Raw genomic sequence first — 21,586 nt, 5'->3', positions numbered from 1 at the left:
CTGGGCCATTATAAAAATGAAAAGCAACTGTGAAGAAGCGGAACAGTTGCAAAGATAAATGTGCAGAGGAGATCAGCCATGAAAAAGATTTTGGATGCCATTTCAGAGGAAATGAGAAAGGCGTTTGCGGAGGCCGGCTATGACGAGGAACTGGGAAAGGTAAGCCTTTCCAACCGTCCGGACCTTTGTGAATACCAGTGCAACGGCGCTATGGCAGGCGCCAAGAAATATCACAAAGCGCCGATTATGATAGCCGGCGAGGTGGCCGAAAAGCTGAAGGACAGCGCCGTATTTTCAGAAGTGAACGCGGTGGCGCCGGGCTTTCTGAACCTGAAGGTTTCCGACGTATTTTTATGTGACTACCTTAAAGGGATGGAAGCGGCGGATAAATTCGGCCTGGAAACTCCTGAGGAAGAAAAGACCGTTATCGTGGATTACGGCGGACCGAATGTGGCAAAGCCCCTCCATGTGGGACATCTTCGTTCAGCGGTAATCGGGGAAAGCGTCAAGAGAATTGCCCGTTATGCAGGCTACAAGGTTATCGGAGACATCCACCTGGGAGACTGGGGACTGCAGATGGGGCTTATCATAACGGAGCTGCAGGAGAGAAAGCCGGAGCTGCCTTATTTTGACGAAAGCTTCACCGGGGAATATCCCAAGGAGGCTCCCTTTACCATTTCCGAGCTGGAGGAAATTTATCCCACGGCCAGCGGCAAATCCAAAGAGGATCCCGCTTATAAGGAAAAAGCCATGGAGAATACATTTAAGCTGCAGAACGGCGTAAGAGGACACCGCGCCCTGTGGGATCATATCATCAGCGTATCCGTGGCGGATATGAAGCGCAACTATGAAAAGCTGAATGTGGAATTCGATCTCTGGAACGGGGAATCTACCGTACAGTATCTGCTTGCGGATATGGTGGAGGAAATGAAGAAGGGCGGCTATGCATACGAAAGCGAAGGCGCTCTTGTGGTTGATGTGAAGGAAGAAAGCGATACGAAGGAAATCCCTCCCTGCATCATCTTAAAATCCGACGGCGCCGCCCTCTACAGCACCACGGATTTGGCTACCATCAGTGAACGTGTGACGAAATACAATCCGGATATCATGATTTATATCACCGATAAACGCCAGGCCATGCATTTTGAGCAGGTATTCCGCTGCGCCCGCAAGACGAAGCTTGTGGGAGACGATACAAAGCTGGTGCACATCGGTTTCGGCACGGTAAACGGCAAGGATGGGAAGCCCTTTAAGACAAGAGACGGCGGCGTGCCGCGCCTGGAAAACCTGATTCATGACATCGATGAGGAAATGTTCCGCAAAATCGTGGAAAGCCGTCAGGAAATGCCGGAAGAGGAAGCAAGGAATATTGCGGAAATCGTCGGACTGGCAGCCATCAAATACGGCGATCTTTCCAACCAGGCCGCGAAGGACTACAGCTTCGACGTGGATCGTTTCACCTCCTTTGAAGGCGATACCGGCCCGTATATCCTTTACACCATCGTGCGTATCAAATCCATTCTGGCAAAATACCAGGATCAGGGCGGCAGCCTTGAAAATCTGGAGCTTGCCCCTGCCATCAGCCCGGATGAAAAGGCGCTGATGATGGAAATCGCCAAATTCAATACCATGATGGAAACTGCATTCGCCGAATGCGCGCCCCATAAAATCTGCGCGTATATTTATGATCTGGCCAATGCCTTTAACCGGTTCTATCATGAAACGAAGATTATTTCGGAAGAAGATGAGGCGAAGAAGGCCGGACTGATTGCGCTGCTGGTGCTGACGAAGGAGATTCTGGAGACTTGTATTGAACTGCTGGGATTTTCGGCGCCTGACAGGATGTAATGTTCTGTTAGATTTGAGTATTTGGCAGAAAATAAGCTGTACAGCTGAAATCTCTGTGAAAGATAGAAATGTTAGTTGTATGATATCCTGTTTGAAACACAAGACGTTTGTAAATTATAAAACCCTGGACAGCATTAGCTGGTGCCGATTAAGGAAACTAAAAAATAATACGGCAGACGGCTAAACGGGCAAGGGTTTAAGGCAACATGCACGAAAAGGGACACTGTTTTTACGGTGTCCCTTTTTCGCGCCCTTTTTCGGGCAGCCGTTCCCAGGAAAGGGGGCGAAAACATGGCCGAGCCGGGCGCATTGGAATACTTCTATGGCACCGAGGCAGAGCAATATACCTTTTACCGGATTCCCAAGGTGTTGTTCACCGACCCCGGTTTCAAACAGACAACTGGCGACGCGAAAATTCTATATGGCTTGATGTTGGACCGTATGGGGCTTTCCATACGCAACGGCTGGCTGGACGAACAAAACCGGGTGTTCATCTACTTCACCCTGGAGGAAGCGATGGGCGCGATGGGCTGCGGCCACAACAAAGCGGTAGCCCTTTTTACCGAACTGGACAAGGTGGGTCTGATTGAGCGTAAGAAGCAGGGCCAGGGCCGCCCCACCAAAATCTATGTCAAAAACTTCATTCGGAGGGAGGAAGTCAAGACTTCCGAAAAGCGGAAGTCTGCACTTCCGGAAACGGGAAGTCTTGACTTCCTAAAATCGGAGACAATCAATACTGATAAGAATTATACTGAATCGAATGATACCGATCCATCTATCTATCCGGCAGCAAGGCTAACGGAAGATAAACCACCTGCGGCGGCTGATAGGATTGATACGATACGGATTTATCGGGAGATTTTGAAAGAGAACATTGAGTACGACCATCTTTGTGAGCGTGTGGGCTATGACCGGGATATGTTAGATGAAATGCTTGAAATTCTGGTAGACACAGTTTGCTCCACCAGAAAGCAGATCCGCATTGGCGGCCAGGACTATCCCAACGAGGTGGTCAAAAGCAGGCTCTTAAAGCTGGATTCCAGCCACATAGAGTATGTGATGGACAGCCTGCACCAAAACACAACAAAGGTTCGGAATATCCGGGCCTATCTCCTGACGGCGCTCTATAATGCGCCTACCACAATCAGCAGCTACTACACCGCACTGGTCAACCACGACCTGTACGGTAGCGGGTAACTGCTTTTTTCATAATCAAATAAGGGCGGCAAGCCGGTCTTATCCGGTTTGCCCTTGATTACCCAACTGCAAATGAACGGCACTGTGTCAAGAACGCGCACGGTGCGCGTTCATTTTATTCTTGACACGGGGCCGTTCATTTGCCACCCGGCACAACGCTGGAGAAAGGAGCGACCCCGTGAAAAAACCTTTTGCTTACATTACCGCCGCATGGACCGGCCAGGAGTTTACGGACACCGATCAGGCCGTTGTCTATTGCCGCAAGGTCTATCAGGCTGGCTTCACGCCAATCTGCCCGATTCTGTATCTGCCGCATTTTCTGAATGACACGATTCCCGCCGAACACAAGGACGGGATTGATATGGCCCGCGATCTGCTTCGCCGCAGTCATGTTCTTATCGTCTGTGGTGATGAGGTGGACGAAACCGTAAAAAACGATATTGCCGTTGCCCAGCGATTAGGCATTACGGCCACCACATTGGACGGTATCCTGAAAATCAGGAGCCAGGGCCATGAAGAAGCCTGCTGACCTGCGCCACCGGCTGCTGCGGTTTCTGCTGCACAGGCTGGTGGTTCCGCCTTAGATTCTCTCTTTTCCACTTTCACCCTGCCGGAAAGGAGGAAATAGCCCATGCAGGAAGAAATGGAAAAAAAGGCCGTGGCTATCAGCATTAAAGCGGGCAAACTGTCTGCCAATTTACTGAAAGCGGCCATTCGCAAGTGCCTGGCGGAAATGGAGAAAAGCCAGAAGAATCCCAAAGTTTATAAGGGAAAGCAAAGTGTAAAGCACCTTGTCCGGCAGGGCGCAGGCGTTTCCAATATCGAGGTGACGGACGGTAATATCAAGTCCTTTGAACAGGTTGCCCGGAAATATGGTGTTGACTTTGCACTGAAAAAGGATACCACCTCACAGCCGCCGCGCTATCTGGTATTTTTCAAAAGCCGTGACGCGGACGCGCTGACTGCCGCCTTTGCGGAATATTCCGGCAAAGTGGTTAAGCGCAAGGCCCAGGAAAAGCCCTCTGTTCGCGGACGGATTGCGCAGCTTCAGGAAGTGGTCAAAAATATGGCCCAATCCCTCTCCCGAAATAAACATCAGGAGGTGGAGCGATGAAGAAGCTGCCGAAAATCAACGCGGCCCAAGTGCTCAAAGCCAGTCTGCCCTATGTTATCATCGGGCTGCTGTGTACCAAGCTGGGAGAAGCCTACCGGCTGACAACCGGCGCGGATATTCTGGATAAGGTGCTGGGCACATTTACCACGCTGGGTACGGTCTTTCAAAATCCGTTCCCCAGCCTGCACCCGTTTGATCTTTTCGTGGGTGCTGCTGCGGCTGTGCTGGTAAGGGCCATTCTCTATTTCAAGGCAAAGAACGCCAAGAAGTACCGACACGGGGAAGAATACGGCACCGCCCGATGGGGCACCCAAAAAGATATAGAGCCGTTCATCAACCCCGATTTTTCACAAAATATCCTGTTGACCGATACGGAACGCCTGACCCTGGGCAAGATTGCCGACCCTGAAAAAAGGAACGTCAATCTGAATGTTCTTGTGATTGGTGGTAGCGGAAGCGGCAAGACACGCTACCATATCAAACCGAACCTACTCCAGATGAATGGCTCATATGTGTGCTCCGATCCAAAGGGAACCGTTGTGGAGGAGGTGGGCCGGGTGCTGTTGCAGCAAGGGCATTATAAGCTGAAAATCCTAAACACCATAGATTTCAGCGCGTCCATGCACTACAATCCGTTCCATTACCTGCACAGTGAAACCGACATTCTTTCCCTGGTAACAGTCATCATGGAGAACACCCAGGGCAAGGACAGCAAGGGCGGCGATGACTTCTGGAGCAAGGCGGAAGCCCTGCTGTATCAGGCACTAATCGCCTACATCTACTATGAAGCGCCCGCTGAGGAAAAGAACATGACTACGCTGCTGGATATGCTCAATGCCTGTGAGTGCCGGGAGGACGACGAAAACTTCAAATCGGCTGTTGACCTGCTGTTTGAGCAGTTACAGCAAAAGAATCCTGACCATTTCGCTGTCCGCCAATATCTGAAATTTAAGATGGCCGCCGGAAAAACACTAAAAAGCATTTTAATTAGCTGCGGCGCAAGGCTCGCGCCATTTGACATTCAGGCAGTCCGTGAAATGATGGAGTACGATGAATTGGAACTGGAAAAGCTGGGAGATGAAAAAATCGCACTCTTTGCGGTGGTGTCCGACAGCGATCCGACATTCAATTTTATCTCGGCGATGATGTACTCCCAGATGTTTAACGTGCTCTGCAATCGGGCGCTGACCGTCTATCATGGGCGGCTGCCGGTTCATGTGACTTGCCTTTTTGATGAATTTGCAAACCAAAAAATCCCGAACTGGGAGCATTTGGTCAGCGTTATCAGGTCAAGGAACATATCGGCCCATATCGTCCTCCAGACATACAGCCAGTTAAAAGGAATGTATAAGGACAATGCGGAAACCATTGCGGGCTGCTGTTCGTCGCTGCTGTTTTTGGGCGGCAAAGAAGAAAGCAGTTTGAAGATGGTGTCCACTATGCTGGGAAAGGAAACGATTGATACCTACAATACCAGCGATACGCGGGGAACCTCCCGCAGCTATGGCCTGAACTATCAAAAGCTGGGGAAAGAACTGAAAAGCGTGGACGAATTGGCGGTCATGCCGTCAAGCCGCTGCATTTTACAGGTTCAGGGGGTCAGGCCGTTCTATTCCCGTAAATATGATTTGACCCGCCACCCCATGTATAAGTACACCGCAGACGCGAATCCCAAGTATGCGCTTGATGTAAAAGCGTACCTGGCCCACCGGCTGAAAGTAAAGCCGGAAGATCAATATGAGGTCTACGATCTCGGAGAAGCCGATTCTGAAGAAGCGGCTTAAAGCCCCGCCGTTTGAGTTGCAATTCCCTGTCAAACGGTGGGGCTTATTTTTTTGTTTTTCACCCTATCAACAATTATTTTTCAAATTCAAGGAGGTAAATTTATGGATTTCTTTAACAGTGCGGTATCTTCTCTTTCTACGGTTGTTGTTGCTATCGGTGCCGGTGTCGGCGTGTGGGGAATTATCAACTTGATGGAGGGCTACGGCGGAGATAACCCGGCCAGCAAAAGCCAGGGTGTCAAGCAGCTTATGGCTGGCGGAGGTGTCATTCTCCTGGGCCTTAGAGTCGTTCCCCTGCTGTCCGGCTTATTCAGCTAAGACGCGGGTAACGGCCTATGGATTTTATCATCGACGCAATCAATGAATGGATCAAAAGTTTCCTGATTGAAGCAATCACGGGAAACCTGTCAAATATGTTTGCCGATGTAAATACCAAGGTCGCCACCATCGCGGGGGAAGTGGGCAAGACGCCGGAGCAATGGAACTCCGGCGTCTTCTCCATGATTAACAGTCTGTCACAGTCTGTGATTGTTCCCATCGCGGGCCTTGTTATTGCCGCGATCCTGTCCTATGAGTTGATTCACATGATTGTGGAGAAGAACAACATGCACGATTTCGATACATTCATCTTCTTTAAGTGGATTATCAAGGCGGGAATCGCGGCGTATGTCGTCAGCCATACCTTTGACTTTATCGTTGCCATCTTCGAGGTGGCACAGACGATGGTGCAGCAAAGCGCCGGAGTGATCGACGCGAACGCCAGCATTGACATATCATCGGCCTTAGCGTCCATCACCACAGAATTAGAAGCAAAAGGGCTGGGAGAACTATTTGCCCTGATGTTGGAAACGTGGGTAGTCAGCTTCGCCATGACGGTCATGGGGGCCTGTATCACCATCATCTTGTTCGGAAGAATGATTGAAATTTATATTTACGCCAGCGTGGGGCCGCTGCCCTTTGCCACTTTTGCCAACCATGAATGGGGCAATATCGGCACCAACTATGTCCGGGGGCTTGCGGCCCTGGGGCTGCAAGGCTTCTTAATCATGGTGATTACCGGAATTTACGCAGTCCTGGTCAACACGCTGTCACTATCCGGCGGCGACCTGCACGGGGCAATCTGGTCGTGTGTCGCCTACACCGCGCTGCTGTGTTTCAGCCTGTTCAAGTCGGGCGGCGTGGCAAAGAGTATTCTGAACGCCCATTAAAGCGGGCCGCCACTATGAACGAATAACAGGAGGTGAATGGATTGGCCCATGTAAATATCACAAAGGACTTAACCGAGGTCAAAAGCAAGGTTGTGTTCGGCCTGACCCGCCGCCAGCTTATCTTTTTTGTGCTGGCCGCGCTGGTGGCTGCGCCCACCTACTTTCTGACCCGCGACAGCCTGGGCAACGATATTGCCCTGATTCTGCTGATTGTCACGGCGCTACCGTTTTTCTTCTTTGCACTTTATGAGAAGAACGGCCAGCCGCCGGAAAAGCAACTGAAAAACTATATCCGTGTCCGGTTCCTGACGCGCCATGAGCGCCCCTACCGGACACAGAACCGATTTGCCGCATTGGAACGGCAAGCCTATTTTGACGAGGAGGTGAAGTGGCTTGCTTCAAATACTGAAACTTCCCAGGAGGGAGCCAAAAAAGATGGTCGGGTGGAACGACGAACTGGTGATCCGGCCCGACACGCCCCTGACACCGGCGCAGAAAAAACAACTGGCAAAGGCCATCAAACGGGCAAAGCGCGACGGTAAAATCGCCGCCAGTGCCCAGCAGACCATTCCCTATGAGGAAATGTATCAAAACGGGGTGTGCAGCCTGGGGAACCGCCTTTACAGTAAAAGCGTGGCCTTTGAAGATTGCAGCTATGCCGAGGCTTCCGACGATGACAAGGCTGTGATTTTTGAACTGTATTGCAGGCTGGTCAACTACTTCGGCCCGTCTGTGGCCTTTGAATTGTCCGTAGTCTGCTACTATCCCGATATGGCGGAGTACCGGAAAATCCTGCGGATACCGTCCACCGGCGACGGATTTGACACGATTCGCAAGGAATACAGCGATATGCTGCTCTCCAAGGCGGGCCTGTGTAAAACAGAACGTCGTTTGTGCCTGACCTTTACTGTGGAAGCAGACGATGTTCGTCAGGCGGCTTCCCGGCTGGAACAGATTGAAGCGGACGTACTTGTCCGGTTCAAAGGGATTGGAACCGAGGCTCACGGCATGGACGGTTATGAACGGCTTTTGCTGCTCCACCAGTGCCTGCATTTAGATGAACCGCAAAAATTCCGTTTTAATTGGGATTCCCTGACGGGCACCGGCCTGTCCAGCAAAGACTATATCGCGCCCAGCTCCTTTCAGTTTAAGGAGGGGCGGTACTTCCGCGTCGGCCCGTCAGTCGGCGCGGTTTCCTTTTTGCAGATCCGGGCCACCAAGATTTACGATACCCTGCTCAATGCGCTGCTGAATATCGAAAGCAGCCAGATTGTCAGCATTCACGCCAAAGCACTCGACCAGGGGGCCGCGCTGAAAGCGGTCAAGCGGAAACTGAGCGATTTGGACAAGGCAAAGATTGACGAACAAAAGCGGGCGGTGCGCTCCGGTTTCGATATGGATATTCTGCCGCCCGATCTGGTGACGTTCGGCAAGGAAGCGGAAAAGCTGCTGGAGGATTTGCAGAACCATGATGAAAAGATGTTCATGGTCACAATCCTTTTGGTGCATACCGCCCCCACGAAACAGAAGCTGGAAAACATCATCTATTCGGTGAATGGTATCGCCAACGCCAACAACTGTGACCTGATCCGGCTGGACTATCAGCAGGAACAGGGCTATTTGTCCGCGCTCCCTCTGGGTGTCAATCAGGTGGAAATTCAACGGGGGCTTACCACAAGCGGAACGGCAATCTTCCTGCCGTTCCGTTCCTGTGAGGTATTCCAGCCAGGCGGATTGTACTATGGTGTGAACGCGCAGACGAAACACCTGATTCTGGCTGACCGAAAAACGCTGAAATGCCCCAACGGGATAGTGCTTGGCACTCCGGGTAGTGGCAAGTCCTTTTTCGCAAAAAAGGAAATCGCAAACTCCTTTTTTGCCACGCCCGACCACATTCTGATTCTGGACGTGGAAAACGAATACACCGCTCTGGTGGAGCAGCTTCAGGGCCAGGTACTCTACCTGGCACCGGACAGCCAAAGCTATCTGAATCCGATGGATTTAGACTTATCCACCGATGTAGGGGAATCGCCTATGCTCATGCAGGCCGATTTCCTGCTTTCTCAATGTGAGTTGATGATGGCTTCCTACGGGAACCCGCTTATGCCGATTGAAAAATCGTTGATTGACCGCTGTATCAGTCTGGTGTATCGGGATTATCTGAAACGCCCCACCCCGGAGAATATGCCGATTTTAGGCGACCTGTATCAATGCCTGCGGGCACAGGATAACCACACGGCGGACGATCTGGCTACGGCGATGGAAATTTACGTCACTGGCAGTCTGTCGTATCTGAACCATAGAACCAACGTGGACTTAAATAACCGGCTTGTCTGCTACAACACCAGCAAGATGGGCCAGGGCTTAAAAAAGCTGGTCATGGCAAATGTGCAGAAGCACATCTGGCAGCGCACCACAATTAACCGTTACGCCGGTGTCACCACCCGTATTTTCCTGGACGAATTTCACATGCTCCTGAAAGAGCCGCAGACTGCGGCCTATACAGCCGAGATTTATAAGCGATTCAGGAAATGGAACGGCATTCCCACATCGCTGACCCAGAATGTCAAAGACCTTTTAGCCAGCCCGGAAATTGAAAATATCCTGGAAAACAGCGATTTCATTCTCATGCTCAACCAGGGTGCCAGTGACCGGGGCATTTTAGCCCAGCGGTTAGGGATTTCACCCCAGGAACTGACCCATGTAACCAACAGCGGTGAGGGTGAGGGCCTGCTATTCTTCGGGGATAAGATCATTCCCTTTGTGGATAAATTCCCGCGTGATACACAGCTATACCGCGTTATGACTACCAAGCCCTCCGATCTGGCGGCATAAGGGGCCGCTGATACACAGGGCAGGAAAGGAGATTATTTGTGAACGAAACTTTACAGGTTCCCATCGGAGAACAGGAACATCTTAAAGAATTTTTCAAGCTGTTATCTCAAAACGGCCAGCAACAGGAAGCCTCTGAGTTTTCTTCCCTGGTTACGCAACTGAACCAGATGGAAAAACAGTACACGGCTGTTTTGTCCGAACTGAAAGCAGTCCGGGAGCAGCTTGAGAGCATACAGGATAACGGAATCAAAGCCACGGTGACAAAAAGCGTATCATCGGCACAGCAAAAGGTAGAGCAGGCAAAAGACCAGTTAGGCCATATCAGAACAAGTCTGTCTGATATGGTGAAGCAAACCCTGGCGGCGGTGAAGCAGCACGGCATTTCTGCCCTGAACAAAGCAGCCGACTTTATGGGGATAAAGGCCGCCCTGAACGATATGAGGGATAATCTGAACGCCTCTATCTCCGATACGCAGAAAAGCATAGATCGTATCAACGCTGTGGGGAGTGAACTTCACGCGCTCAATGAGCACGGCAAAAATTTAGGGCGTGCTCTGATTGGCAAGGAAGCCGCCGAACTGACACAGCGGAATGAGGATAAAGGCGTTCTGGCCGCGATTGCAAAACCGTTAAAGAAGTCAAAGGCTATGCTGGAGGGCATGGAAAAAGGCGTGACCCGTGCGTTGCAGAGTATTGACCGTCTGGAAAAGGCTGCGGCCAGGGGGAAAGAAGAAAAGCCCTCTGTCCGTGAGGGCCTGAAAGCGGCGAAGCAACAGGAAAGCAAGGAGAAGCCGCCGACCCCGTCCAAAAAGCATGAAGTGAGTTTGTGATACCAAAATCTGTGAAAGGAGTAAGCCTTAGTATGGTCAATAAATCCTATGAAACGAAAGCGTAATATCTATGACGCGGACGACGCGGCCAGAAGTAAGCGGCTGCGCTTTTCCGCAGAGGAACGGGCCGCCCATGCAGAGAAAAAGGCGGAAGTCCTGGGCCAGAAATTAGAGAAAGCCAAGGCAGAAGTACCCAAGCAGTACCGCCCACGGATAAAGCGGGAATTTGATTCTGCGACTGGCAAAGTCCGCCCTACTCTGCATTTTGAGGAGGAGGTACGGCCACGGGGGAAGAAAAATCCGGCGGCCAAAGGCGCGCTCAAAGCTGGCCGCACCGCTGATCTGGCGGTACACAACAAAATCCGGCAGGTGGAGCATGAAAATGTGGGAACCGAAGCCGCCCACAAAACAGAGTTTGCAGCAGAAAATATAGCGGCTGGTGCGGTCAAAAGCGGCTACCGTTATGCGAAAGACACCCCCTACCGCAAGGTGGATAAGCTGGAGGTCAAGAGTGCCAAAGCCACCGTAAACGCCAATTACCGGGCGGCTGTGCGGGATAACCCGGAACTGCAAAAGCACTCCCTGTCCACGATGTACCAAAAGCGGCGGGTAAAGCGGGAATATGCCAAAGCCTACCGGGAAGCCCATAAAAACGGCAGACGCGGCGCGGCTGCGGTGAAAAAAGCCAAGGAAGCCGTGGGGAACATCGGCCATGCTGCTGTCACGGTCATTAAAAGCAACAAAGGGGTGCTGCTGCTTGTGGGCGGTATCGCGCTGCTGCTTATCATGGTGTTTTCTTCCCTGTCCTCCTGTTCCGTGACAATGGAGGGAGCGATGGGGGCCGTGTTAGGCACTTCCTATACTTCCGAAGATCCTGACATCTTGCAGGTGAACAATGGCTATACCGACCTGGAGAAGCAGTTGGAGCGCCGTATGGCGAACATTGAAAGTGAATTTCCCGGCTATGACGAGTATCAGTATGACGTAGACACCATCGGCCATGACCCCAATGAATTGATTTCGTATCTGACTGCTAAATTCAATGCGTTCACCCCGGCCCAGGTTCAGACGGAGTTACAGGCCCTGTTCGACCAGCAATATATCCTGACTACCCGTGAGGAGGTGCAGATACGCTACCGCACCGTGACCTGGACAGATGAAGATGGCGACGAACATGAGGAGGAAGAAGCCTACGAATATTACATTCTTCATGTGACCCTGCGCAACCGTTCCCTGGGCACGATCCTTTCAGAACGGCTGACAGAGGACGAAAAACAGCGATATGCGGCCCTGCTCCAACTCAAAGGCAATAAGCCCTACCTGTTCGGAGATGACATTTATGCCAATCCCTCCGAGGGTGAGCATTATCAGGTGCCGGGGGAAGTCCTGTCCGACCCGTCCTTTGCCGCGCTGATAACCGAAGCGGAAAAATACCTGGGGTATCCGTATGTCTGGGGCGGCTCCTCCCCGTCAACCTCTTTTGATTGCAGCGGTTTTGTCTGCTATGTTTACACCCATTCCGGTGTTCACAACCTGCCCCGGACTACGGCCACCGGCATTTACAACCAGTGCGCGATTGTATCACGTTCGGAAGCAAAGCCCGGCGACCTGATTTTCTTCACGAAAACCTATAACAGCGACGGGCCGGTGTCGCACGTCGGTATTGTGCGTCCAGAGGGACGAAAGTTAGAAGTAGATTAAAGAAAGGGGGACAGAAAAAAGGCACTACTCCGTAAGATAACACGGGAAACCACCTGCCTAACCGAAAGGCGAAAACTGTACGGGAAAATAGCACGGCAGGAAAGCAGAAAGTTGTTCAAAGACAATAGAGCACGACTGAACTGCAAGGTTAAGTGAATATGAGGATAAAACTAGATTTGTTGAATGTGAGTTCCAAACCTCTGTTACGTGTGGACACAGGAAACTTGTCTGAAACCTGTGGTATGAGTAACGCTGAAAATAAATGCCTTTCAGTGGGTTATCAATTAACTCATACGGTACGCTGGAGAACCAGTAGTAACGGAACGAAAGCATATCCGACAATTCACACTAGCCTACTACTTTCGTCAACTGGAGATTACCTAAACCAGAATGCCAACAATGGCTATGCGTAATGCTCTTGCAGTGATAAATCACAAGGCTATGCTAAGTGAGATGACGCTGAAAATCTGGCAAGGTAACGGAGCTTTCATAGTAGTCTGAGAACCCTGAAAAGACAGGGAAAGCCGTAAAATCGGATACGGGAAAACCGTTCACATGGCGAAGGAAAGCAGTCTTAGCGAATTAAAATTAGAAATTGATTAGGGAGGAAAACCTCAAATGAAACCAACAATGGAGATTTTAACCAAATTACAGGAAAATTCAAAAAAGAACCATGATGAAGTATTTACAAGGCTCTATCGGTATTTACTCCGTCCAGATATATACTATGTTGCATACCAACACCTCTACTCCAACAAAGGAGCAGGAACAAAGGGTGTAACAGACGACACAGCGGACGGTTTTAGCGAAATATATATTGAAAATATCATTGATGCCTTAAAAAATGAAATGTATCAACCAAAACCAGTAAGACGTACATACATCAAAAAATCAAATGGCAAAATGCGTCCCTTAGGACTGCCTGTCTTTACTGATAAGCTGATACAGGAAGCAATACGCATGATATTAGAAGCAATCTATGAGCCTATTTTTTCAGACTACTCTCACGGTTTCCGACCAGCAAGAAGTTGTCATACTGCTCTTGCTCAAATAAAAAAAGAATTTACAGGAGCACGCTGGTTTATAGAGGGCGACATAAAAGGGTGTTTTGATAACATCAATCATGCGGTACTTGTGGAAATTATCAATCAGAAAATTAAAGACGCACGTTTTCTGAAACTCATTCGTTCATTCTTAAAGGCAGGTTATATGGAAGATTGGAAATACCACGAAACATATAGCGGTTGCCCTCAAGGTGGTATCATTTCGCCTATTCTTGCGAATATCTACCTTAATGAATTAGACCGTCACGTAATGAAAATAAAGAAAGAGTTTGATGTGGCAACAAAGGCACGTTATACACCAGAATATACAAAACTGGTAGGACTACGCCAAAGATTACACAACAAAATTAAAAATAGCAACGGTATAGAAAGAGAAAAGCTGATTGAAGAATATAAAACTGCAACGGCTCAAATGCTCAAACTACCAGCGAAACAATGTGACGACAAGAAAATAAAATATGTGCGTTACGCTGATGATTTCCTAATAGCTGTGAATGGCAATCGACAGGATTGTGAGAAGATTAAGCAAGAACTTACAGAATTTATAAGTACCACATTAAAAATGGAACTTAGTCAAGAAAAAACTCTGATTACACACAGTAATACTCCTGCTCGTTTTCTTGGATATGATGTCAGAGTACGCCGTGACCAGCAGATTAAACCAAAAGGAAAATTCAAAACCCGTTCTATGAATAACAAGGTGGAATTGAGTATTCCATTCAAAGACAAGATAGAGAAATTTTTATTTTCAAATGGAATTGTAAAGCAGAGGTCAGACAATGGGAAATTAGAACCTATACACCGACCACAACTGCTTAATAGGACAGATTTGGAAATAGTGACTATTTATAATGCAGAATTAAGAGGTATCTGTAATTATTATGGATTGGCAAGCAATTTTAACAAGCTAATCTATTTCAATTATCTTATGGAATATAGTTGTTTGAAAACACTTGCAGGAAAGCACCGTTCTAAAGTTTCTAAAATTAGAGCTATGTATAAAGACGGTACAGGCAAATGGGCTATTCCTTATGAAACTAAAACAGGAATAAAGAAAATGTATTTTGCGAATTATGCTGACTGCAAAGGAAAGAAGTTTACTGATATTGTTCCACAAACAGCTAAAAATTATTCCCATGACGTAACAACATTAGAAAGCCGATTAAAGGCGAAGATATGTGAAGTATGTGGGTGTACGGAAAATGACAGATACGAAATTCATCATGTAAACAAGGTTAAAAACCTTAAAGGGAAATCAGAATGGGAAAAGATAATGATAGCCAAAAGACGGAAAACAATCGTGGTATGCCACAAGTGTCACATGGCTATACATCATGGCGAAAAGAAATAACCTGTAACGGAGCAAAGATGGAGAGCCGTGTGCATTGAGAAATGCAAGCACGGTTCGGGGAGAGGACTGCACAAACCTACCTTAGAAATAAGGAAAGGCGGTGCTTTCCTACTCTACTATGTGGGCGACGGAATGATGATTCACTGTGGTTCCCCAATCCAATACGCCAACATCAATTCCTCCTACTGGCAGGAACATTTCTATGCGTTTGGGCGGCTTTAACCGCCCGGAAAGGAGTTTTACATGAACGGAAAAATTCAGAAAGTTGAAGCCGAGATTGAAAAAGTCAAGGCTAAAATCACAGCCCAGCAAGCGCGGCTGCGTGAGTTGGAGCAGCAGAAAACCGAACTGGAAAATACGGAAATCGTCGGCATGGTTCGTGGGCTGGACGTTTCCCCCGAAGAACTGGCGACGCTCATTCAGGCGATCCGCAGCGGCAAGGCTGGCGGTTCGCCTGTTGCTTTATCCGCAGAAAAGGAGGATTTGGAAGATGAAGAATAAGCTGCGCTCCCTTACCGCACTGCTGGCCGTGGTGCTGTGCGTCAGTGTATTTTCTATCCCGGCCTATGCACAGAGTAGCGAACCGCAGACCGAACAGGCGGCAGAAGAAACCGCAGAGCCGGAACAGGCCACCCCGAACCCGTTTACCCCCAAGGGCACCGGAACCGTGCTGGATAATGCCACCAGTGAGGACGAAAAAGAGTTTTATACCATTGTGACCCCGGACGAAAACGTATTTTATCTGGTGATTGATAAACAGCGCGACGCGGATAACGTGTATTTTCTCAATGCTGTCACAGAATCCGATTTGATGGCCCTGGCGGAAAAAGACGGGGATACCACCACCGCACAGCCGGTGGAGCCGGAACCGCAACCTACGGTCACACCCCAGCCGGAGGAACCTGTGACAGAGGAACCAAAGGAACCGGAACAGCCGCAGACCCAGGGAACCAGCCCCCTTATGATGGTTCTGATTGGTGTGGCGGTGCTGGCCGTGGGCGGCCTGGGCTACTACTTCAAGATTTATAAACCAAAGCATGAACTGGACGACGCTGCCGATCTTGATGAATTTGAGTTTGAGGGGCCGCAGGAAGAAACCGTCCGGGAGGAAGATTTGGAATCCACCGAATTAACCGCCGAGGAGGAAGCCGAACAGCGCCGGCTTTATGAGGAGGAACAGGACGAACCGGAGGAAATGGACGATGGCCCTGTTCAGTAACAGGCCGGGGCTGGAACGCATGATGAAGCAGAAACCTGATGGGCGGCGGGAGCCGGAGCCACCGGCTCTCCCGTCCGACCACCCCTGCTATGGCTGTGCCTATGGCATGGGGCGGCGCTGTATTGGTGTCTGCTACAAAGAATTGCTGGCCGAAAGGAGGAAACACGCATGAAATTAGTCATTGCGGAAAAGCCCAGTGTGGCGCAGAGTTTGGCGGCTGTGCTGGGTGCCAATCAGAAAAAACAGGGATATTTGGAGGGCGGCGGCTGGCTGGTAAGCTGGTGTGTCGGGCATTTGGTGGGGCTGGCCCCCGCCGACGCATACGACCCCAAGTATTCCAACTGGACATATGAAGATCTGCCCATCGTGCCGACACAGTGGCAGTTTACCGTGGACCCTGGGAAAAAGGATCAGTTTCAGGTGCTGGCCGACCTGATGAACCGGGCCGATGTGGACGGTTTGGTATGCGCCACCGACGCAGGCCGTGAGGGGGAACTCATTTTCCGTCTGGTGTATCAACAGGCCGGGTGTAAGAAACCGATGGAACGGCTGTGGATTTCGTCGATGGAGGAGGAAGCAATCCGGGCGGGCTTTTTGGCCCTGCGCCCCGGTGCAGACTATGACCGGCTGTTTGAAGCGGCCCTGTGCCGCGCCAAGGCTGACTGGCTTGTGGGGATCACCGGCACACGGTTGTTTTCCACCCTGTATCACCGCACTTTGAGCGTGGGGCGTGTGATGACCCCGACCCTGGCCCTTGTGGTGGAACGGGAAAATGCCATTGAGGGATTCAAAAAAGAAAAATTCTATGTAGTGGAACTGGACTGCGGCTTTCCCGCAGCCAGTGACCGGCTTCAGGAGCGCAAAGCGGCGGATAAGCTGCAAGCGGCCTGCACAGGGCAAACGGCTGCTGTCCGCAGCGTGGAGAAAAAACAGAAATCCACCCAGCCGCCCAAGCTGTACGACCTGACTTCCCTCCAGCGTGACGGGAACCGGCTGATGGGCTACACGGCCCAGCAGGTTTTAGACTATGCCCAGGCGTTGTACGAAAAGAAGTTGTTGACCTATCCCCGTACAGATTCCAATTATCTGACCGAAGATACGGCGGCCACCGTGCCGGGGCTGGTGGAAGTGGCTGTTCAAAGCCTGCCCTTTTCTGTAGAGGTGGGGCCGCCTGATGTGGCCCGCGTAGTAGATGGTTCCAAGGTCAGTGACCATCATGCCCTCCTGCCCACCATGCAGGTACGAAGTGATACCCTGGCCGCCCTGCCCGCCGGGGAACGGAATGTCCTGACCCTGGTTATAGTGCGGCTGCTGTGTGCTGTAGGAGAAAAACAGGTTTATGAGGATACGGCGGCGGCACTGGAATGTGGCGGCGTGTCCTTTTCGGCCAGGGGCCGTGTGGTGACGGTTCCCGGCTGGAAAGCCATAGAGCAGATGTTTCTTTCCACGCTGAAGCAGAAAACGGAGAAAGAAGAACCGGAGGCCCGCGCCCTGCCGCCGCTTGCCGAGGGCCAGACGTTTTCCGGGTGTAAAGCTGCGGTGCGTGAGGGGGCCACAAGCCCACCCAAGCATTTCACGGAAGATCTGCTGCTGTCCGCGATGGAACATGCCAGCGCGGAGGAATTTGCAGAGATTGAGGGTGTGGAGCGTACCGGCCTGGGAACCCCGGCCACCCGCGCCGGAGTGCTGGAAAAGCTGGTGCGCGGCGGTTTTCTGGAACGCAAGGGCCGCCAGCTTCTTCCTACGAAAAAGGGGCATAACCTGATTGTCGTGCTGCCGGACAGTATCAAGTCGGCCAAGCTGACAGCACAGTGGGAAGCCGCCCTAAAAGATGTGGAGCACGGCCAGCAGGCCGCCGCTGACTTCCTGACCAGGATTGAACGCATGGTTGCCGATCTGGTGGAGGGCTATCGGGCTGTCCAGGCGGATACGGCCCTGTTCGACCTGCGGGAAAGCATTGGGAAATGCCCCCGCTGCGGAAAAGATGTGGTGGAAAGCAAGCTGAGTTTCCAATGCTCTGATCGTTCCTGCGGCTTTACCATGTGGAAGAATGACCGCTTTTTTACAAACAAGCATAAAGAACTGACAAAATCCATAGCCGCCGCCCTGCTGAAAAAAGGGCGCGTCAAAATGAGTGGCCTGTTCAGTGAAAAGAAAGGGACCACCTACGACGCGGTGGTGGTGCTGGACGATACCGGGAAATATGTGAACTACAAGCTGGAATTTGAGCCGAGGAAAGCAGGTGAAAAGAAATGAATGAGGAACAGAAAAAATGGGATGTGGTGCCCTTTGACACCTTTGAACAATACCTGGGGCCGCGCTACGAAAATGTTCCCGGCGTGGAGTACATTTTGGAAAATGGAACGCTTCTCTATTTCATGGAGGAAGCCCCCGGCGTATATGAATCCGCCGATCATACTGTGACCGGCGCGACGGATAAGCCCAAGCTGTATGTACCCGTTTACGATGGCGACGAATTGCAGCCCTCCTCTTTTGCGGAGGTCGGTGCCCGTGAGCAGTTTGCGGCTATCACGGATTTCACAGTTACAATGGGCCTGCCCGGTGTGAATCAGCGGCAGGAACCGGGCTTTGTGTTGGACAATGGCCTTGTACTGCTGGAAAGTGAACGTGACAGCCAGGGCAACTATAAGGCCGGTGCCGGTATGGACGGAATGTTTCTTCAAACTGGGCGGGTGTTCGCGCCGATCCGCTACGATGGCGGGGAGATCATCGCCTTTGTGGAGCAGCCCCCGGCGCGGGAACGTGAGCAGGAACAGGCAAAGGCCCCGGAACCGGAAAAGCCTGCCCGTGTCAATCAGGGCTATACCATTCTGGAAAGCGTGGACGCTGGCGGCGTGGAGTTTGTTTTGGGGGAGAATCCAAAGGCCGTACAGCCTTTTGTCACCTGGCGGCGCGTGGACGGCGGCGGCCCCACGGATTTCACCTGGGGCCACTACTATAACGATTATCAATCGGCAAAGCGTGATTTGATGGGCCGCGCCCAGGAGCAGCTAAATGACCAGAATGAGGGGAAGCCGCCCTCTCTGCGGGCAAAGCTGCGAATGGCACAGGAGAATAAATCCCTGCCCGGCCCCCATCGGCCCGCCCCGGAGAAAGAGAGGTAACGCCCATGACGTTGACGAAAGTGGAACAGGAAACGATTGTTTTATTCAATGAAGCGGAGGCCACGGCCAGCGTCTATACCCACAATGCCGCCTTGCAACGGATATTGCTGGAACTGTGTCAATCCCACCCGGCCCAGGCCAGCCGGACGGAGGACAACCGGCATGGCGGCCTGACCTTTGAGATACCGAAGAAGTGGGTGAAAATCGCACCGCCGCGGGCGCTCTCCGAAGCACAGAAAAAGGTTCTGGAGGATATGAACCGCAGGAACCAGGAACGCAGAAAGTAAGAACAGGCGGTATCTCTTTCCAGATACCGCCTGCTACTTCTCCGCATTTTTCAGTTGCTTAATAAACTCAATCATGGCCCGAATATCCTGCTCCGACATCGTGTGAATGTAGCCGATGGCTTCCTGCTCAATCAAGGAAGTTTCGTGTTCCTCGTTGAAAAATTCCATCGGTGTTGTACCCAGGTATTCACAGATATAAAGAAATTCGCTCATAGATGGGAGCGCCCTGCCGGACGTGATACTGCGGATATAGCTGGTACTGTGACCTAAATCCAGGCTCATTTTTCGTTCAGAAACCTGCTTTTGCTGCCGCAGCTTGGTAAGCCGGTTGCGTATAAATTGTTCGTCCATCATCATTCCTCCTGTTGGTAATTTTAATTCACGCAAAAGGCAAAACCGAGCGATTGTATCGCCAATTTTGTTGAATTAAGCGATACAATCGCTTATAATGTCATTGAATAAGCGAATATAGTTTTTACCCAGGAGGAAATTTTATGAGCATGAGGAGAATTTACCGGAAAGTAGCAAAAGAATACGGCGTCACCCCAAAGGAAGTACGGCAGGAAATACAGCATTGCATTACAGCCGCCTATACCGACCCACTGAACCAAAATGAGATAACAAAAGCCTACCAGAAGCGGGTGCCGTGCAAAGGCAGCATACCCACACCGGAAGAATTCCTCCGGTATATGGCCGACAATGTAACACAGGAAGATTCATAAGAAAATGAGTAAACAACACTCGGAATTTGCTGACAGCAGGTTCCGAGTGTTGTTGTTTGAAAGGAGGTTCCTATGGCTGAGAAATGGCAAACCATTTCGGAACTGGCGGAAACGACCAGCAGGCAGGTCACACAGTCGCCGGAACAGTGGCGGCGATTCCTGACAACGGCGGGCCGCTTCTATAAAGCCTATGATTTTGACGATCAACTTTTGATTTATGCGCAGAAGCCGGACGCAACGGCCTGTGCGGATATGCCTACTTGGAACAACAAAATGCGCCGCTGGGTCAACGGCGGCAGTACGGCCATTGCCCTGGTCCGTAAAGGATACGGCGGCAAGCCCTATCTTGACTATGTGCATGATGTGGCGGACACCCACCCTGTCCGCGGAGGGAAAGACCCGTGGCTGTGGAGCATGGACGATGATTCCCGTATGCCGGTTATGGAACGGCTGCGGGAAGTTTTTGGTGCCGAGGGTGGAAATGACCTGGGTGATCTGCTCATGGACGCGGCGGCCAAGTCCGTGGAGGATACCTATGGCGATTACCTGACGGATTTGATATATGAGAAAGAGGACAGCTTTTTAGAAGAACTGGACGATCTCAACATCGAGGTCACATTCCGCGATACCCTGCGGGCCAGCGTTCAATATGCTGTCCTGACCCGGTGCGGCCTGGACGCTTCCCGCTATCTGGACGAGGAAGATTTACGCGGCATTACGAATTTCAACACCATCGCCACCTTAGCCTGCCTGGGTACGGCCACGGCCCAGGTGAACCGCACAATCCTGCTGGAGATTGGCGACACGATTCGGAACATAGAACGGGAAAAGGTCAAAAAACCTCTTGCAAAACAGGAAGCGGTGGCTTATAATGATGGCAGGAACTTTAACACATTAAAGCGCGAAAGGGGCGATAAAGATGGCATTGACATACAGCAAACAGAACGGCTATCTGGTGCCGAACCTGAAAATGGACGAAACGGACGGGAAAGCGCAGACCCTGGGCCGGTTCGGGAGAGCCAGAGAGAAATATCTGATGGAACACAGGAAAGGGCTGTACAGTACGATGGTGCTCAACGGCAAACTATGGAAGCACCTGACGGAGATCGACAAGGCGGCGCAGGCACAGGTGGACGCGCTGATGGCGGAGATGGCAAGGAGCCAGGGCGTGAACGAAGCCCTGAAAGCGGCCAATCAAATGGATTGGGTGCAGAAAATGAACAACATCAGGCTGGCGGCGGAGGAAGTCGTGCTGAACGACCTGATTTACAGCTAAAGAAGCAGGAAGAAACGGCGGGGGG

General features: G+C 51.0%; 19 protein-coding genes and 2 pseudogenes. 20 read left to right on the top strand and 1 reads right to left on the bottom strand.

Translation table 11 applies throughout. The features are described 5' to 3' along the window. The first annotated feature begins 78 nt into the window (after nucleotides 1-78). From argS to HMPREF1548_RS25265, 18 genes and pseudogenes are all read left to right on the top strand, one after another. Complete coding sequence (gene argS / locus HMPREF1548_RS25350) at nucleotides 79-1,848, top strand: arginine--tRNA ligase (protein WP_021639622.1); 1,770 nt, start codon at nucleotides 79-81, stop codon at nucleotides 1,846-1,848. 291 nt (nucleotides 1,849-2,139) lie between these two features. After that, on the top strand, nucleotides 2,140-3,045 hold the full coding sequence (locus HMPREF1548_RS25345) for a DUF6017 domain-containing protein (RefSeq protein ID WP_025489027.1): 906 nt from the start codon (nucleotides 2,140-2,142) through the stop codon (nucleotides 3,043-3,045). 178 nt (nucleotides 3,046-3,223) lie between these two features. Next, the gene (locus HMPREF1548_RS25340) at nucleotides 3,224-3,574 is read left to right on the top strand and encodes a DUF7768 domain-containing protein (protein ID WP_021639619.1); all 351 of its coding nucleotides are present in this window, start codon (nucleotides 3,224-3,226) and stop codon (nucleotides 3,572-3,574) included. Between the two features lie 102 nt (nucleotides 3,575-3,676). Next, on the top strand, nucleotides 3,677-4,159 hold the full coding sequence (locus HMPREF1548_RS25335) for a PcfB family protein (protein ID WP_021639618.1): 483 nt from the start codon (nucleotides 3,677-3,679) through the stop codon (nucleotides 4,157-4,159). Beyond that, nucleotides 4,156-5,943, top strand: coding sequence for a VirD4-like conjugal transfer protein, CD1115 family (locus HMPREF1548_RS25330; RefSeq protein WP_021639617.1), 1,788 nt, complete (start codon nucleotides 4,156-4,158; stop codon nucleotides 5,941-5,943). The genes HMPREF1548_RS25335 and HMPREF1548_RS25330 overlap by 4 nt, the downstream gene beginning before the upstream one ends. Nucleotides 5,944-6,045: 102 nt before the next feature. Further along, entirely contained in the window at nucleotides 6,046-6,261 is a 216-nt protein-coding gene (locus HMPREF1548_RS25325) for a Maff2 family mobile element protein (protein WP_025489041.1), read from the top strand. 17 nt (nucleotides 6,262-6,278) lie between these two features. Further along, complete coding sequence (locus HMPREF1548_RS25320; RefSeq protein WP_021639615.1) at nucleotides 6,279-7,151, top strand: VirB6/TrbL-like conjugal transfer protein, CD1112 family; 873 nt, start codon at nucleotides 6,279-6,281, stop codon at nucleotides 7,149-7,151. Between the two features lie 41 nt (nucleotides 7,152-7,192). After that, the gene (locus HMPREF1548_RS25315; RefSeq protein WP_025489042.1) at nucleotides 7,193-7,693 is read left to right on the top strand and encodes a PrgI family protein; all 501 of its coding nucleotides are present in this window, start codon (nucleotides 7,193-7,195) and stop codon (nucleotides 7,691-7,693) included. Next, a complete protein-coding gene (locus HMPREF1548_RS25310; protein ID WP_044914875.1) occupies nucleotides 7,587-9,986 on the top strand; it encodes a VirB4-like conjugal transfer ATPase, CD1110 family in 2,400 nt (799 codons plus the stop codon). The genes HMPREF1548_RS25315 and HMPREF1548_RS25310 overlap by 107 nt, the downstream gene beginning before the upstream one ends. Before the next feature lie 38 nt (nucleotides 9,987-10,024). Beyond that, entirely contained in the window at nucleotides 10,025-10,816 is a 792-nt protein-coding gene (locus HMPREF1548_RS25305; protein WP_021639612.1) for a DUF6674 family protein, read from the top strand. Nucleotides 10,817-10,864: 48 nt separating this feature from the next. After that, the gene (locus HMPREF1548_RS25300; protein ID WP_021639611.1) at nucleotides 10,865-12,517 is read left to right on the top strand and encodes a C40 family peptidase; all 1,653 of its coding nucleotides are present in this window, start codon (nucleotides 10,865-10,867) and stop codon (nucleotides 12,515-12,517) included. 618 nt (nucleotides 12,518-13,135) lie between these two features. Beyond that, nucleotides 13,136-14,932 carry a reverse transcriptase domain-containing protein gene (locus HMPREF1548_RS25295; protein WP_021639610.1) on the top strand — a complete coding sequence of 599 codons (1,797 nt, stop codon included), beginning with the start codon at nucleotides 13,136-13,138 and terminating at the stop codon, nucleotides 14,930-14,932. Nucleotides 14,933-15,049: 117 nt separating this feature from the next. Continuing rightward, a pseudogene (locus tag HMPREF1548_RS31085) lies at nucleotides 15,050-15,154 on the top strand (peptidase P60); the annotation flags it as partial. Between the two features lie 21 nt (nucleotides 15,155-15,175). Beyond that, entirely contained in the window at nucleotides 15,176-15,433 is a 258-nt protein-coding gene (locus tag HMPREF1548_RS25290; protein ID WP_021639608.1) for a DUF4315 family protein, read from the top strand. Next, the gene (locus HMPREF1548_RS25285) at nucleotides 15,423-16,151 is read left to right on the top strand and encodes a DUF4366 domain-containing protein (RefSeq protein WP_021639607.1); all 729 of its coding nucleotides are present in this window, start codon (nucleotides 15,423-15,425) and stop codon (nucleotides 16,149-16,151) included. The genes HMPREF1548_RS25290 and HMPREF1548_RS25285 overlap by 11 nt, the downstream gene beginning before the upstream one ends. 168 nt (nucleotides 16,152-16,319) lie before the next feature. Further along, nucleotides 16,320-18,407 (top strand): type IA DNA topoisomerase, encoded by a 2,088-nt coding sequence (locus HMPREF1548_RS25275; protein WP_021639605.1) that lies wholly within the window; start codon nucleotides 16,320-16,322, stop codon nucleotides 18,405-18,407. After that, nucleotides 18,404-19,276, top strand: a complete 873-nt coding sequence (locus HMPREF1548_RS25270) for a hypothetical protein (protein ID WP_021639604.1) — start codon at nucleotides 18,404-18,406, stop codon at nucleotides 19,274-19,276. The genes HMPREF1548_RS25275 and HMPREF1548_RS25270 overlap by 4 nt, the downstream gene beginning before the upstream one ends. A 5-nt stretch (nucleotides 19,277-19,281) precedes the next feature. Next, nucleotides 19,282-19,563, top strand: a complete 282-nt coding sequence (locus HMPREF1548_RS25265) for a hypothetical protein (RefSeq protein WP_021639603.1) — start codon at nucleotides 19,282-19,284, stop codon at nucleotides 19,561-19,563. A gap of 33 nt (nucleotides 19,564-19,596) precedes the next feature. Here HMPREF1548_RS25265 and HMPREF1548_RS25260 read toward each other — a convergent pair whose 3' ends face one another. Beyond that, the gene (locus HMPREF1548_RS25260; RefSeq protein WP_035323924.1) at nucleotides 19,597-19,914 is read right to left on the bottom strand and encodes a helix-turn-helix domain-containing protein; all 318 of its coding nucleotides are present in this window, start codon (nucleotides 19,912-19,914) and stop codon (nucleotides 19,597-19,599) included. Between the two features lie 143 nt (nucleotides 19,915-20,057). Between HMPREF1548_RS25260 and HMPREF1548_RS25255 the strand changes: the two genes are divergently transcribed. Both HMPREF1548_RS25255 and HMPREF1548_RS31080 read left to right on the top strand, forming a co-directional pair. Continuing rightward, the gene (locus tag HMPREF1548_RS25255; RefSeq protein WP_021639601.1) at nucleotides 20,058-20,285 is read left to right on the top strand and encodes a sporulation initiation factor Spo0A C-terminal domain-containing protein; all 228 of its coding nucleotides are present in this window, start codon (nucleotides 20,058-20,060) and stop codon (nucleotides 20,283-20,285) included. Between the two features lie 72 nt (nucleotides 20,286-20,357). After that, nucleotides 20,358-21,586, top strand: a pseudogene (locus HMPREF1548_RS31080) (DEAD/DEAH box helicase family protein); the annotation flags it as partial.

The sequence above is a fragment of the Clostridium sp. KLE 1755 genome, assembly GCF_000466465.2.
In the GTDB taxonomy this organism is placed as follows: Bacteria; Bacillota; Clostridia; order Lachnospirales; family Lachnospiraceae; genus Eisenbergiella; species Eisenbergiella porci.
This window is presented reverse-complemented; position numbering and strand designations above follow the sequence as displayed.